This window comes from Kaistia nematophila (assembly GCF_026343855.1).
In the GTDB taxonomy this organism is placed as follows: Bacteria; Pseudomonadota; Alphaproteobacteria; order Rhizobiales; family Kaistiaceae; genus Kaistia; species Kaistia nematophila.
Genome location: NZ_JAPKNK010000001.1, coordinates 481934 through 495335, shown reverse-complemented (window position 1 = coordinate 495335; position 13402 = coordinate 481934). Strand labels below are relative to the sequence as shown.

Annotated in this window: 13 protein-coding genes; 5 read left to right on the top strand and 8 right to left on the bottom strand. The window is 66.3% G+C overall.

Annotated features, from left to right (window positions below; genetic code table 11):
• Positions 1 to 8: 8 nt before the first annotated feature.
• Positions 9 to 1040: a LacI family DNA-binding transcriptional regulator gene (locus tag OSH07_RS02320; protein WP_266336984.1), complete on the bottom strand. Its 1032-nt coding sequence runs from the start codon at positions 1038 to 1040 to the stop codon at positions 9 to 11.
• Between the two features lie 235 nt (positions 1041 to 1275).
• Here OSH07_RS02320 and OSH07_RS02315 point away from each other — a divergent pair, with 235 nt between their 5' ends.
• The 5 genes from OSH07_RS02315 (at position 1276) to OSH07_RS02295 (ending at position 6478) form a co-directional block, all read left to right on the top strand.
• Entirely contained in the window at positions 1276 to 2298 is a 1023-nt protein-coding gene (locus tag OSH07_RS02315; protein ID WP_266336983.1) for a Gfo/Idh/MocA family protein, read from the top strand.
• A 95-nt stretch (positions 2299 to 2393) separates the two neighbouring features.
• Entirely contained in the window at positions 2394 to 3263 is an 870-nt protein-coding gene (locus OSH07_RS02310; RefSeq protein ID WP_420909595.1) for a sugar phosphate isomerase/epimerase family protein, read from the top strand.
• Between the two features lie 119 nt (positions 3264 to 3382).
• Entirely contained in the window at positions 3383 to 4606 is a 1224-nt protein-coding gene (locus OSH07_RS02305) for an ABC transporter substrate-binding protein (RefSeq protein ID WP_266336981.1), read from the top strand.
• 144 nt (positions 4607 to 4750) lie between these two features.
• Positions 4751 to 5653 (top strand): carbohydrate ABC transporter permease, encoded by a 903-nt coding sequence (locus OSH07_RS02300; RefSeq protein WP_266336980.1) that lies wholly within the window; start codon positions 4751 to 4753, stop codon positions 5651 to 5653.
• Positions 5654 to 5665: 12 nt separating this feature from the next.
• Positions 5666 to 6478: a carbohydrate ABC transporter permease gene (locus tag OSH07_RS02295; protein ID WP_266336979.1), complete on the top strand. Its 813-nt coding sequence runs from the start codon at positions 5666 to 5668 to the stop codon at positions 6476 to 6478.
• Positions 6479 to 6710: 232 nt separating this feature from the next.
• On the opposite strand, the gene OSH07_RS02290 is transcribed toward OSH07_RS02295, so the two are convergent.
• The 7 genes from OSH07_RS02290 to OSH07_RS02260 are packed head-to-tail and all read right to left on the bottom strand — an operon-like array spanning position 6711 to position 13301.
• Entirely contained in the window at positions 6711 to 7916 is a 1206-nt protein-coding gene (locus tag OSH07_RS02290; protein ID WP_266336978.1) for a CaiB/BaiF CoA transferase family protein, read from the bottom strand.
• Between the two features lie 52 nt (positions 7917 to 7968).
• Entirely contained in the window at positions 7969 to 8880 is a 912-nt protein-coding gene (locus OSH07_RS02285) for an SMP-30/gluconolactonase/LRE family protein (RefSeq protein WP_266336977.1), read from the bottom strand.
• Positions 8880 to 9995: a hypothetical protein gene (locus tag OSH07_RS02280; RefSeq protein ID WP_266336976.1), complete on the bottom strand. Its 1116-nt coding sequence runs from the start codon at positions 9993 to 9995 to the stop codon at positions 8880 to 8882. Before OSH07_RS02280 ends, OSH07_RS02285 begins: the two co-directional genes overlap by 1 nt.
• A 31-nt stretch (positions 9996 to 10026) precedes the next feature.
• Positions 10027 to 10803: an SDR family NAD(P)-dependent oxidoreductase gene (locus OSH07_RS02275; protein WP_266336975.1), complete on the bottom strand. Its 777-nt coding sequence runs from the start codon at positions 10801 to 10803 to the stop codon at positions 10027 to 10029.
• A 2-nt stretch (positions 10804 to 10805) separates the two neighbouring features.
• Positions 10806 to 11591 carry an enoyl-CoA hydratase/isomerase family protein gene (locus OSH07_RS02270; RefSeq protein ID WP_266336974.1) on the bottom strand — a complete coding sequence of 262 codons (786 nt, stop codon included), beginning with the start codon at positions 11589 to 11591 and terminating at the stop codon, positions 10806 to 10808.
• Positions 11592 to 11595: 4 nt separating this feature from the next.
• The gene (locus tag OSH07_RS02265) at positions 11596 to 12423 is read right to left on the bottom strand and encodes a carbohydrate ABC transporter permease (RefSeq protein WP_266336973.1); all 828 of its coding nucleotides are present in this window, start codon (positions 12421 to 12423) and stop codon (positions 11596 to 11598) included.
• Entirely contained in the window at positions 12420 to 13301 is an 882-nt protein-coding gene (locus OSH07_RS02260) for a carbohydrate ABC transporter permease (RefSeq protein ID WP_266336972.1), read from the bottom strand. Before OSH07_RS02260 ends, OSH07_RS02265 begins: the two co-directional genes overlap by 4 nt.
• Between the last annotated feature and the right edge of the window lie 101 nt (positions 13302 to 13402).

Below are 13402 nucleotides of genomic sequence, written 5' to 3'. Positions count from 1 at the left end.
GGAGGGTGTCAGGTCCGCAGCGGCGGGTCGCTCTCTCCCGGCACCAGCTCCATCGGCCAGATCTTCTGCGTGACGCCCTGCGGATAATGGTCGCGATAGGCGGGCATGGTGGCGAGCAGCGATTGCGCCAGCTCGACGCCGACGTCGTGCAGCGACAGCCGGTAGCAGGTCAGCGCCGGCGACAGGAAGCGCGACTGCGGGCTCTGGCGCAGCCCGATGATCGCCATGTCGCGGCCCGGCGTGAGGCCGGCATCGAGCAGGCGGCGATAGAAGCCCATCGCCAGGCTCTCATTGACCAGCACGACGGCCGTCGGCGGCTCCGGCAACGCCAGCAGCCGGTCGCAGACCCGGTAGCCGCCGAGCTCGGTGATCTCGCCGCGGATGACGATGTCGGGATCGTAGGCGATGCCGTGCGCGGCGAGCGCGGCGCGGTAGGCCTCCTCGAAGACGAAGCTCAGATTGATGCCGCGCTCGGTGTTGGCGAGCGCGATGCGGCGATGGCCGCCGGCGACGAGCCGGGCGACCGACTGCGCGGCGATGCCCTCGAAATCCATGTCGATCCAGGAATGCTCGCCGCCCGACAGGCTGCGGCCGAGCGTGACGAAGGGAATGCCGCGCTCGATCAGATAATCGATGCGCGGATCCTGGCGCTGGGTCGCCGAGAGGATCAGCCCGTCGGCGAACTGGCGCGAGACGACGCGGCGGACATGGTCGAACGGGTCGTCCTCGGAAGCACAGGGCAGCACGACGAGGTCGAGCTTGTGGCGGGCGAAGACCATCTGCACGCCGTCGAAGACGCTCATGAAGAAGGTGTCGCCCTGCGTCCTGGTCTCGACATTGGTCTCGATGGTGAAGCCGATGACGTTGGTGGTTCCCTGACGCAGGCTGCGGCCGGACTGGTTGGCGACATAACCCATCGCGTCGGCGGCGGCGAGCACCCGCTTGCGCGTCTCCGGATTGACGTCGGCGCGGCCGTTCAGGGCGCGCGAAACCGTGCCGATCGAGATGTTCAGCTGCTGCGCCAGTTCCTTGATGCTCAACGGAGCGCCTCCTCCCTCGCCCGGTCGATCCGCTCGCGCGGAGCGCCTTGCGTACATCATTTTAGCCGGCGCGTGCACCCGGTCGATCAACATCGACCGCGGGTTGCCACGATTGCCGCGCTTGACAAGCGTACCTCAATTTGGTGTCATCGTAAACGTTTACGGCCTTATTGCATCGCACCGTAAACGTTTGCGGTGCAATGATCGAGGAACTGGCCGTGGGAGGAATACCGGAATGCAACGTGCCGTACTGATCGGTTGCGGAGCGATGAGCCGTGCCTGGCTCGCCGCTGCGAAGACCATCGACAACCTCCAGATCGTCGGCCTCGCCGACATCAATCCCGACGCGGCCCGTGCCCGCGCGGCCGAGTTCGAGCTCGGCGACATCGTCATCGCCACCAACATCGAGGACCTGATCGCCGAGGCCAGGCCGGATGTCGTCTTCGACGTGGTCATCCCCGGCGCCCGCCATCACATCGTCTCGACGGCGCTCGCCGCCGGCTGCCATGTCCTCTCCGAAAAGCCGATGGCCGAGACGCTCGACCAGGCGCGCGACCTGATCGCCCGCGCCAGGGCCGCCGGCAAGCTGCATGTCGTCGTGCAGAACCGCCGCTATCTCGAAGGCGTGCGCCGCATCCGCAACGCCATCGAGGCCGGCGCGATCGGCGACGTCACCTCGATCCATTGCGATTTCTTCCTCGCGCCGCATTTCGGCGGCTTCCGCGAGACGATGGACCACGTGCTGCTGCTCGACATGGCGATCCACACCTTCGACGCCGCCCGCTTCATGTCGGCCAACGTGCCGGAAGCCGTCTATTGCCGCGAATGGAACCCGAAGAACTCCTGGTACAAGCAGGGCTCCTCGGCCGCGGCGATCTTCGAGTTCGGCGACGGCGTCATCTTCAACTACCGCGGCAGCTGGTGCGCCGACGGGCTGATGACCAGCTGGGAATCGGCCTGGCGCATCGTCGGCACCCGCGGAACGCTCGTCTGGGACGGGCATCAGGACATTCGTGCCGAGGTCGCCGGCCAGGCGATCGACGGCCTGTTTTCCGAGGTGGCCGCCAGCGAGATTCCTCCACTCGCAGAGTCCGACCGGACCGGCGGCCACCTTGGGGTCATGCAGGATTTCATCGCCGCGACGCGCGGCGGGCCGGAGCCGGAGACGGTCGGCCACCAGAACATCAACAGTCTCGCCATGGTGTTCGGCGCCATCGAAAGCGCCGAAACCGGACGCCGCGTCGAAATCACGATCTGAACCTTGCTGGCCCGCGCCCCCCGCGACGCACGGCCTAAACGCTCCAGGGAATTGATGCCTTGACCAATCCGCTTCTCGACATCCGCATCGGTACGATGATCAAGGGGAACCTCCCCGATCCGGCCGCCTACGTCAGGCAGATCCTGCCGCTCGGCTTCGAGTCGATCGAGCCGTTCTTCTGGCAGACCATCGGCGGCAAGGACATTCCGAAGCTCGCCGCCGAGCTGAAGGAAGCGATCGGCGACGCCGACGTGAAGATCGACACGCTCGGCATGTTCGGCAATCCGCTCGAGACCACCGACATCGACCAGCAGACGCTGGAAGGCTGGAAGACGCTGATCGACAACGCGCACCTGTTCGGCGCCAAGACGATCGCCGGCTTCACCGGCCGCATCCGCGGCAAGTCGATCGAGGAGAGCCTGCCGCGCTACAAGCAGGTCTGGAGCGAGCTTGCCAAGCGCGCCGCCGACAAGGGCGTCCGCCTCGCCTTCGAGAACTGCGCCATGGACGGCAACTGGGCGACCGGCGACTGGAACATCGCGCACAATCCCGACGCCTGGGAACTGATCTTCAACGAGACGCCGGACGACAATATCGGCCTCGAGTGGGAGCCGTGCCATCAGATGGTCTATCTGATCGACCCGATCCCGCAGATCCGCAAATGGGCGCCGAAGATTTTCCACGTCCACGGCAAGGACGCGACCATCCGCTGGGACGTCATCCGCGAGAGCGGCGTGTTCGGCAAGCATCCCTTCGTGCAGATGCGCTCGCCGGGCTTCGGCGACAGCGACTGGACCCGTGTCATCAGCGAGCTGCGCCTCGCCGGCTACAAGGGCTGCATCGACATCGAAGGCTGGCACGACCCGGTCTACCGCAACGAGCTCGAGATCACTGGCCAGGTCAAGTCGCTGAACTATCTGAAGGAAGCCCGCGGCGGCCTTTCCTTCATCGCCAATCCGGCCTGATCCCTCAGCGGCCGGACACTCCCAACCCCGCCGGCACGCCGGCGGGAACTGCCCCGGGGCCCTGCCCCGCCACGCAGGAGGAGCGTGGGTTCGAGACATCGCCACCAAGGAGGAAACCGATGGCGAATATTGCGAAGAAGATCCTGTTGAGCGCGGCGGGCATGATGGCCCTGACCGCTGCCGCTGCGGCGGAGCCGGTCGAGCTGAACGTCTGGACGATCGATCGCCAGGCGGACCCGGGCTACGTCTACGTGATGGCGGACGAGTTCCAGAAGCTGCATCCCGACATCAAGATCAACATCAAGCGCGTCGAATTCGCCGACTGGGCGAACGACATGATGCGCGCCGTCGCGACGGGCACGACCCCCGACATCGGCTATGTCGACAATCCGAACATGCAGTTCCTGTCGTCGAAGGGCGCGCTGCTCGACATCACGCCGTACCTCGCCGACTCGAAGATCGTCGACACCTCGAAGATCTATCCCGGCCCGCTCTCGACCATCACCTGGGATGGCAAGATCTACGGCCTGCCGCGCGGCTCCAACACCCTCGCGCTCTACTACAACGCCGACATGTTCAAGGCCGCCGGCCTCGATCCGGACAAGCCGCCGCAGACCTGGCAGGAGCTCTACGAGACCGCCAAGAAGCTGACCGACCCGGCGAAGAACGTCTACGGCCTCGCCTTCTCGGCGAACGGCAACGAAGAGGGCACGTTCCAGTTCCTGCCCTGGGCCCAGTCGGCCGGCGCGGACTATGACCACATCGACGCCGACGGCGCGGTGAAGGCGCTCGAGCTCTGGCAGAAGATCATCGACGAGAAGATCGCCTCGCCGGACACGCTGATCCGCGGCCAGTACGATTCGATGGCCACCTTCAACGCGCAGAACGCCGCCATGGGCATCTCCGGCCCGTGGGAGCTGCCGCGCATGTCGAAGGACGCCAAGTTCGACTTCCGCGTCGCCAAGCTGCCGGTCTGGAACGTCGGCGACAAGCCGGCCTCCGCGCTCGGCGAGGGCAACAACGCCATCTTCGCCAAGACCAAGCACCCGAAGGAAGCCTTCCTCTTCCTCGAGTACCTCTACTCGCAGATGCCGCGCGTCTGGAACGAGTTCGGCTTCGTCCCGTCCTATCCGGTCGAGGTGAAGGACCCGAAGTGGCCGGCCGCCTACGCGATCTTCGTCGAATCGATGCAGAACGCCCGCGCCCGCGGCCCCTCGCCTGACTGGGCCAAGATCTCGACGCCGATCTCGACCGCGATCCAGCAGGCGCTGACGCACAAGACCGACGCCAAGACGGCCCTCACCGAGGCCCAGGCGAAGATCGACGCCGTCATCAAGAAGTAATCGAGCTGATACCGGGCCGGAGAGGCGGGACCATGTCCCGCGCCTCCGGCCCGTTTCCTCCTGCGCCCGCGATCCGCCCTTTTCCTGCGGAGGCCGGTGCTCCCCCCGCGTTTCACCATAGTTCGTCCTTTTGGGAGCAAGCCGATGTCAGCTCTTTTGCGCAGCGTTCGCGACGGTCGAGGCTTCGACGGCGTGCTGGCCCTTCTGGCGCTGGCCTATCTGCTGGTCTTCTCGGCCTTCCCGCTGGTCTACAACATCGCGATGTCGTTCCAGGAGGTGGACATGTTCAGTCTCGCCTCGCTGATCCGCCCCTTTGTCGGCCTCGCCAACTACCACACGCTGTTCTCCAATCCCGATTTCTGGCCGATCATGTGGAACACCGCGGTCTTCGTGGGTCTCTGCATCATCTTCCAGCTCGCCATCGGCTTCGGCCTGGCGCTGTTCTTCCAGCAGGATTTCATCGGCGCGACCTATCTGCGCGGCCTTTTCCTCGCTGCCTGGATCATCCCGGCGCTCGTCGCCGGCGCGGTGTGGAAGTGGATCTTCGCCGGCGATTTCGGCGTGCTGAACTACCTCCTTATGTCGTCGGGCCTGATCAACGAAAAGATCTTCTGGCTGTCGACCCCGGCGCTGTCGCTCTATTCGGTCGTCCTCGCCAACATCTGGCTCGGCATTCCGTTCAACATGATCCTGCTCTCGGTCGGCCTCGCCGGCATCCCGAAGGACATGTATGAGGCGGCGGCGCTCGACGGCGCGGGCGCATGGAAGCGGTTCTTCTACATGACGCTGCCGATGATGCGCTCGACCATCGGCGCCGTGCTGTCGCTCGGCATCATCTTCACGCTGCAGCAATTCGATTTGTTCGCCTCGCTGACCCAGGGCGGCCCGGCCAATTCGTCGAACGTGGCGCAGTACTGGTCGTGGCAGCTTTCGTTCCAGAACTACGACATCGCCACCGGCAGCGCCGTCTCGGTGCTGATGCTCGGCTTCGTCATCGTCGTCGCCTTCCTGTATGTGCGCTCGACGCGCCAAGAGCATCAGGCCTGAGGAGAGAGACCCATGAAACGCTACGTCCTCCTCGCCATCGCGCTCTGCTTCCTGGCGATCTACCTGTTCCCGCTCTACTGGATGTACCTGACCGCCTTCAAGCCGTCGTCGGAGACCTTCACCTTCCCGCCCAGCTTCTGGCCGAGCGACCCGCAGTTCAACTTCGCCAAGGTGTTCGTCGAGAAGAAGATGGACACCTATCTGTGGAACTCGCTGCTGATCGCGACGGGAACCACGGCGCTGGCCGCCTTCTTCGGCACGGGCTGCGCCTATGCGCTCGCCCGCGTCCGCAATGTCTGGATGGACATCGTCCTGTTCCTCATCCTGATGATGCAGGTGCTGCCGCCGTCGCTGATGGCGACGCCGATCTTCGTGCTGTTCAACCAGATCGGCCTGATCGCGACGCCGCGCTTCGCGGTCGTGCTGGCCCAGACTGCCAAGGTGCTGCCGCTCTACATCGTGCTCTGCCGCACCTCGTTCATGCAGATCCCGAAGGAGCTCGAGGAAGCCGCCCGCGTCGACGGCGCATCGCGCATCACCGCCTTCTTCCGCATCATCGTGCCGCTCGCCCGCAACGGCATCCTCGTCACCTCGGTGCTGATCTTCCTGCAGTCCTTCGGCGAGTATGTCTATTCGCGCACGATGATCTCGCAGGAAGAGCTGCAGACCGCCACCGTCGGCCTGATGAACTTCATGGGCCCGAACACGACGGACTGGAACGGCATCATGACCTATGCCGTGATCTACGTGACGCCGATCGTGGTGATCTTCATGCTGCTGCAGCGCAAGATCGTCAGCGGCCTTACCGCCGGCGCGCTGAAGTAAGATCGCCCAGACAGAAAGGCCCCGCTCAGGTTCTGAGCGGGGGCCCTTTTTTGTTTGGCTCGGCGATGGGGCTGAAAACCACAGCCTCACCTCTCCCATGAGGGAGAGGTCGGAGCGAAGCTCCGGGTGAGGGGTTCAGGCTTGGCCGGAGAGATCGCATCCCCTCACCCGCCGGCCTGCGGCCGTCGACCTCTCCCGCTGGGAGAGGTGAGAACGGTCCCCTGACCGCCCCCTATTTCGCCTCGGCGACCGAACCCTTCGCGACCCAGCCATCGACCGTCGCCGTATCAAATCCGAACTCGCCGAGAATCTCGCGCGAGTGCTCGCCGATGCGCGGCGCCGGGCGCTCGATTTCGGCCGGCGTCTTCGACATCTTCACCGCCGGCGCCACCACCTTGACCGTGCCGGCGGTCGGGTGCTCGTAGCTCGCGATCGCGCCGATATGCTTGACCTGCGGGTCCTGCTCGGCCTGCAGATGCGTCTTCACCTCGCCGCACCAGATGTCGACGGCGAGCAGCGCCTGCATCAGCTCCGCTGTCGTCCAGCCCTTGGTCAGCGCCGCGAGCTTGCCCCAGATCTCGTCGCGCTTGTCGAACAGGTCCTTCGGGTTGTCGTAGACGAGCAGACTGTCGTCGCCGAGCACGCCGACGAAGCGCTTGAACGGGCTCATCGCCACCGTCACCCAGCCGTCCAGGGTCGGATAGACGCCGAAGGGCGCATCCATGCCGGGATGGCCGATGCCGGATTTCGGGCGTACGAAGTCCTGCTGGAAGTTCATCGCCATCAGCATTTCCTGGCCCTGATGCGCCAGCATCGCCGACAGCAGGTCGACCTTGATCTCCTGCCCCTCGCCGGAGCGCTCGCGCCAGTAGAGCGCGGAAAGAATGCCATAGACCATGTTCATGGCGCCGACCTGGTCGGAGAAGCCGGAGCCGACGGGGACCGGCGGCCCGTCGCCACGGCCGGTCGCCGCCGCGATGCCGGTCAGCCCCTGGATCAGCATGTCCTGGCCGGGACGCGCGAGATACGGGCCGCTGTCGCCATAGCCGGAGCCCGAGCAATAGATGATGCGCGGATTGACCTTGGCGAAATCGGCATAGCCGAAGCCGAGCCGCTCCAGCACGCCGGGGCGGAAATTCTGCACCACGACATCGGCCGTCTCGGCGATCTTGTAGAGGATCTCCTTCGCTTCCGGCGCCTTCAGGTCCAGCGCCAGCGACCGCTTGTTGCGGTTCCAGGCGAGGAAGTTCGGGCTTTCCGTGCCGCCGACCCAGCGATTGTTGAAGGTGAGCGTGCGGAACAGGTCGCCCTGCCCCGGCCGCTCCACCTTGATGACGTTCGCGCCCATGTCGGCGAGCAACTGGGTGGCGAAGGGGCCCTGCAGGAGATGGCTGAGATCCAGGACGGTGACGTCCTGCAGAGCCTTGGCGGCGGTCATGGTCGGTTCCTCACACTCGTCGTTTGGCCGCCCGCCCGGCGGACGGCCAGGGTTAGTCGGTCGCGATCGCCGAGCGGCGCCAGAGCGGCGTGCCGGACGTGTCCGTTTCGATCTTCGTGACGTGCCAGCGGCCGAGATTGGCCGTGAACATCCGCGCCCCGTCGAAGGCGATATTGGTCGGGTGGGCGAGGACATGCGCGGTCGCGTCCTCGACATAGATCTCGGCGCCGCCACCGCCCGGCGCGACGCGCAGCACGCGCGACGGCTCGTAGCAGCTGACGAACAGCGCGCCGAAATCGTCGAAGGCGAGACCGTCCGGAAGGCCGGGCAGATCGTCCGAGAAAGTCGTCGCGGCGCCGGCGGACCCCTCCGCCTTGATGACGATGCGGGTGACGCGGCGCGCGAACGTCTCGCACAGGAACAGCGCGTCGCCCTCGGGCGAGAGCGCCATGCCGTTGGCATGGTCGAACGGCCCGCCATGCCAGACGGCGCCCACGCCGCTGTCGAGATCATAGGACCAGATCGACGGCCCCGGATCGCTCGGCGCGCGCGTGTCCGAAACATAGAGCCGGCCCCGCGCCCGATCGACCACGGCATAGTTCGGAACCTGGATGCCGGGCGCCGTAAATCGCTTCAGCGAACGGTCGGCGAGATCCAGACGGAACACCGCGCTATGCCGGGAATCGCAGGCGAACAGGGCCCGGTCGCCGTCAAAGGCGAGGCCGAGCAGGAAGCCGCCCGTCGAGGCGACCTCTTCGATGGCGGACCCGTCCGGCGCGATGCGCAGGATCTGGCCGTTCTCGCTGCCGACCCAGATCCAGCCATCCGGCCCGACCGCGATCCCTTCGGGATGCTGCAGGCGGGGGCTGGAAAAGATCCCGTCGAACAGCACGCTGGCGCGGTCGGCCGGCAGGACTGTCGCCCCGCCGGTCGAGAAGGCGTGCTGGATGGCTGCCGCCGACATCAGGCGCCCCGCGCCAGGAATTGGGCGTCATAGGGCACCGTCGCCTTGCCGCCGGCATCGTCGGTCAGCACCAGTTCGGCTGCCCCCGCCACGACCGAGGCGACCCGGCTCCAGCCGGCGGGCAGCGCCACGCCGCCGATGACGTTGCGGACCTCCACCTCGCCGGCCGGGTCGAGCGTCAGCGCCGTCGGGATGCCCTCTTCCGTCCACGGATTGGGGCTGATCGACGCCTTGTGGCCATGGCCGGCATAGGTGCGGCCTTCCTCGAGGCCGAGCACGCCGACATGGCGACCGTTCCACGGCGCATAGTCGCGGCCGCCATTCGAGAACCACATCATGGTGATCGGATAGTCGGCCGGGTTCTTCAGCGTCAGAAAGATATCGCGCTTGTCCGGGCGGATGGCGGCGGCCCAGCCGAGCGGATTGTTCGGATCCTCGATCAGCGACAGGAAATCCTCGTGCTTCGAGCCGAACGGATAGACGGTCAGGTCCGCCGTGCCGCCATCGGCGCGCGGCGCCTTGGCGAGGTCGGTGAAGCGCGCGGGATAGGCGAGCAGCGAGCGGCCCTTGGCCGGATCGGGCTCGATCGCGGTCGCCGGCGTGGTGGCGAAGAGCTTGGGCGAGAAGGACAGCCGGCCGCCGCCGTCGAAGCGGGTCATGCCGTGATTGGCGACGGGAATCGCGCCCTCGCCGCCGATGAAGACGTGGCTCTGATAGAGGAAAGGATGGCCGTCGCGAACGGTGAATTCCTTGATCAGCCGCGCGCCCAGCACACGCTTGTCGAGCTCGTAGCGCGCGACCTGGCCCCCCTCGGGATGCGCCTCGACGCCGAGCAGCGTCCAGCGCGAATTGCCCGGCCAGCCATGCGGCGGCGCCGGCTCGACATCGCTGGCGGAGAACGGCGCGCAGAAGAAGTCGCCGGAAAGGAAGCGGAGATTGGCGTCGAGGCTTTCGTCCTCGTAGATCGCCTTGTCGTCGACCCAGGGAGCCGTGTGCAGCGGCTCGATCGTCCGGCCGTCCTGCTCGGTCGCGAAGACGCGGACATGGCCGCCCCGGAGATCGAGCGTCGCACGAACGCCCTTGGCCTCGATCGTATGGAAATCGCTTGGGTTCATTCCGCTTCCTTCCCGTGATGATTGCCGCGCGTCACTCGCCGCGAACGACGAGGCCTCCATCGACGCGCAGGATTTCTCCCGTAATGAAGGAAGCCCGATCGCTGGCCAGGAACAAGACCGCTTCGCCAACTTCCGGCGCTTCTCCAAAGCGGCCGAGCGGATGGGCGTTGTTCCAGCTGGCGATCAGCCCCTGCGGATCGGGATGGGTGGCGAAGATCTTCTCGTTGAGCGGCGTCATGATCGTGCCGGGCGCCACCGCGTTGACGCGGATGCCGTGCGGGGCGAGGTCGATCGCCGCCTGCTGGGTCAGCGCGTTGATGCCGCCCTTCGCCGCCGCATAGGCCGCCCAGCCCTTGAAGCCGGCGAGCGATTGCACCGACGACATGTTGACGACGGCGCCCTTGCCGCGCTTGCGCATCTCGGGCACGCAGACGCGCATGCCGCGCCAGACGCTGGAAAGGTTGGTGGTGATGACGGTGTTCCAGCTGTCCTCGTCGATCTCGTCGACGACGCCGCCGATCGCCCGCGCCGCGTTGTTGACGAGGATGTCGATGCCGCCGAAGGCCTTCACCGCCGCCGCCGCCATCGCCTGCATGTCGGCCATATCAGAGACGTCGGTGCGCACGAAGATCGCCTCGGCGCCAGTGCCGCGCAGGCCCGCCGCCGTGGCGGCGCCCGCCTCCTCGTCGATGTCGGCCACCACCACGGCGGCCCCTTCCCGCGCGAGGGCCTCGGCGGAGGCGCGGCCGATGCCCATGGCCGCGCCGGTGACGACGGCAACCCGTCCGGAGAGTTCGCTTCCACGCATCGTCATATTCCCTTGAAGACCGGATCTCGTTTGTCGAGGAAGGCGTCAATGCCCTCCTGGCCGTCTGCCGTGCCGTAGAGGCGGAACAGCACTTCCTGCTCGAAGCCCTGCGCCACCGGCAGCGCCGCGTCGGGCCCCTGCCGGATCAGCCGCTTCATCTCGGCCTGCGCCAGCGGCGCGACCTTCAGCATGGCGCGGGCACGGCCGAGCACCGTCTCGGCCAGCGCCTCGTCGGCGACGCATTCGGCCGCGAGACCGAGCTGGAACGCACGTTCGCCGGTGATGCGGCGGGCGGCGAACATCATGTCGGAAGCGACGATCCGGCCGACGGCGCGGGTCAGGCGCTGCGTGCCGCCGCCGCCGGGCGACAGGCCGAGCAGCCCCTCCGGCAGGCCGAGGCGCGCGCTCGCCGCGCAGAGGATGACGTCGCAGCAGAGCGCGATCTCGAAGCCGCCGCCGAGCGCGTAGCCGCGGATCGCCGCGATGGTCGGCTTGGGCAATGCCTCGAGCTTGTCGAAGATGCGCCGGCTTTCGAGCTGATAGGCGATGAACTCGGCCCGCCGGTTGCCGCGATATTCGGCGATGTCGGCGCCGGCGACGAAGGCCTTCTCACCCGCGCCGGCGAGGATGACCACGCGCACGGCGGGATCGGCGGCGAGGCCGTCGAGATGCGCCTCGAATTCGCGCATCAGCGGCGTCGACAGCGCGTTCAGCTTGTCGGGTCGGTTGAAGGTGAGCCGGACGATGCCGGGTTCGAGGTCGTCGCGAAGAACGAGCGGGTCTGACATCGGATCAGCCTTTCACGGCGCCGGCGGTGAGGCCGGCCACGAACTGGCGCTGCAGGAGGAAGAAGATGGCGATGACCGGCACCGAGATCAGCACGGAGCTCGCCATCAGCTCGCCGTAGCGGATGCCGTACTGGCCGATGAAGTCGTTCATGCCGACGGGCAGCGTGCGCATGTCCTTGGTCGAGGTGAAGGAGAGCGCGAACAGGAACTCCTGCCAGGTGACGATCAGCACGAACACGGCGGTGGCGACGATGCCCGGCTTGCAAAGCGGCAGGATGATCAGGAAGAAGATCCGGAACGGACCGGCGCCGTCGATCGCCGCCGCCTCCTCCAGCGCCACCGGCAGCCGGGCGAGGAAGCCGCGCAGCATCCAGATCGCCACCGGCAGCGTCACGGTCACATAGGCGAGGATCAGCGATGTGTAGGTGTTCAGGAGGTCGGCCGCCTTCATCATCTTGTAGATCGGGATGATGATGGCGCTGGCCGGGAACATCTGCGCCACGATGACGAGTACCATCAGCAGCGACAACAGCCGCATCTGCGTCCGCGTGAACGAATAGGCGGCGAAGAGCGCCAGCGTCACCGTGATCACTACCGTCGACAGCGAGACGACGACCGAATTCAGGAAGTAGGTGCGGAACTCCGGCCGGAACGCGGTCAGGTAGTTCTCGAAGGTCGGGTTTTCCGGCCAGAGCCGGGCGGGGATCGCGAAGGGTTCGGCCGCCGGCTTCAGCGACACCGACACCATCCAGAAGAAGGGCAGCAGGATGACGACGCAGAGGCAGAGCTGCAGCAGCAGGAGCAGCAGGCGGGAGGAACGCGAGGGGGTCATGCCTGGACCCTCCGGCCACCGCGCTGGGTGATGAAGTAGAGCGTGATCAGCAGCGCCAGCACGACGATCGAGACGACGCCATAGCCGGCCGCCTCGCCGAAGCGGAACTGGCCGAAGCCGAGCTCGTAGATCTTGGTCGGGAAGATATGCGTCGAATTCTGCGGCCCGCCGCGGGTCAGTACCCAGATCATGTCGAAATAATTGAAGGTCAGGATGGTGGTGAGGATGAAGTTGATGGCAATCACCTCGCGCATCGACGGCAGCACGACGTGCCAGAGCCGGCGCGTCGCGCTGGCGCCGTCCATCTTCGCCGCCTCGATCTGCTCGGCCTCGACATTCTGCAGCGCCGCCAGGAAGACGACGGTCGAGAACGGAAAGCCCTTCCAGACGGCGGCGATGACGGCGGCGGCCATGGCGGTCGACGAGTCGGCAAGCCAGGCGAGGCCCTGGTCGCCGAAGCCGGCGGAAATCAGGAACGAATTGATAAGGCCGAGCTGCGGGTCGTACATGAAGCGCCACAGGATGGCGGCGACGACGCCGGGCAACACCCAGGGCAGCAGGATCAGCGAGCGCATCAGCCCCTGGCCCGGCAGCTTCTGGTTCAGGAGCAGCGCGCAGAGAAAGCCGAAGCCGTTCTGCAGCACGACGACGGCGACGGTCCAGACGAGCGAATTCCGGACGATCTGGCCGAAATCGGCGCTGCCGAAGATCTTGCTGTAGACGGCGAGGCCGACGAATTTCGGCGTCGGGTTGATGAAGGAGGTCGAGTAGAGGCTCTCGATGACCGTGCCGATCATCGGGTAGTACATCAGCACCGCGACCAGCAGGACGGCCGGCGTCACGAAGATCCAGGTGAGCCAGCGATCGCGTTTCATCATGGAAGATTCATTTCCGGTTTTTTCTTGAGTGTGCCGGCGGGACTGGAACGTCGGCGGCGGCCTTCTCCCTTTCCCGCTTGCGGGAGAGGGCCGGGGCGAGG

Coding starts and splice junctions, on each gene's coding strand:
- OSH07_RS02305 (WP_266336981.1), top strand. CDS start 3,383: ATGGCGAATATTGCGAAGAAGATCCTGTTGAGCGCGGCGGGCATGATG.
- OSH07_RS02295 (WP_266336979.1), top strand. CDS start 5,666: ATGAAACGCTACGTCCTCCTCGCCATCGCGCTCTGCTTCCTGGCGATC.
- OSH07_RS02265 (WP_266336973.1), bottom strand. CDS start 12,423: ATGACCCCCTCGCGTTCCTCCCGCCTGCTGCTCCTGCTGCTGCAGCTC.
- OSH07_RS02315 (WP_266336983.1), top strand. CDS start 1,276: ATGCAACGTGCCGTACTGATCGGTTGCGGAGCGATGAGCCGTGCCTGG.
- OSH07_RS02270 (WP_266336974.1), bottom strand. CDS start 11,591: ATGTCAGACCCGCTCGTTCTTCGCGACGACCTCGAACCCGGCATCGTC.
- OSH07_RS02285 (WP_266336977.1), bottom strand. CDS start 8,880: ATGTCGGCGGCAGCCATCCAGCACGCCTTCTCGACCGGCGGGGCGACA.
- OSH07_RS02275 (WP_266336975.1), bottom strand. CDS start 10,803: ATGCGTGGAAGCGAACTCTCCGGACGGGTTGCCGTCGTCACCGGCGCG.
- OSH07_RS02310 (WP_420909595.1), top strand. CDS start 2,394: ATGATCAAGGGGAACCTCCCCGATCCGGCCGCCTACGTCAGGCAGATC.
- OSH07_RS02300 (WP_266336980.1), top strand. CDS start 4,751: ATGTCAGCTCTTTTGCGCAGCGTTCGCGACGGTCGAGGCTTCGACGGC.
- OSH07_RS02290 (WP_266336978.1), bottom strand. CDS start 7,916: ATGACCGCCGCCAAGGCTCTGCAGGACGTCACCGTCCTGGATCTCAGC.
- OSH07_RS02260 (WP_266336972.1), bottom strand. CDS start 13,301: ATGATGAAACGCGATCGCTGGCTCACCTGGATCTTCGTGACGCCGGCC.
- OSH07_RS02280 (WP_266336976.1), bottom strand. CDS start 9,995: ATGAACCCAAGCGATTTCCATACGATCGAGGCCAAGGGCGTTCGTGCG.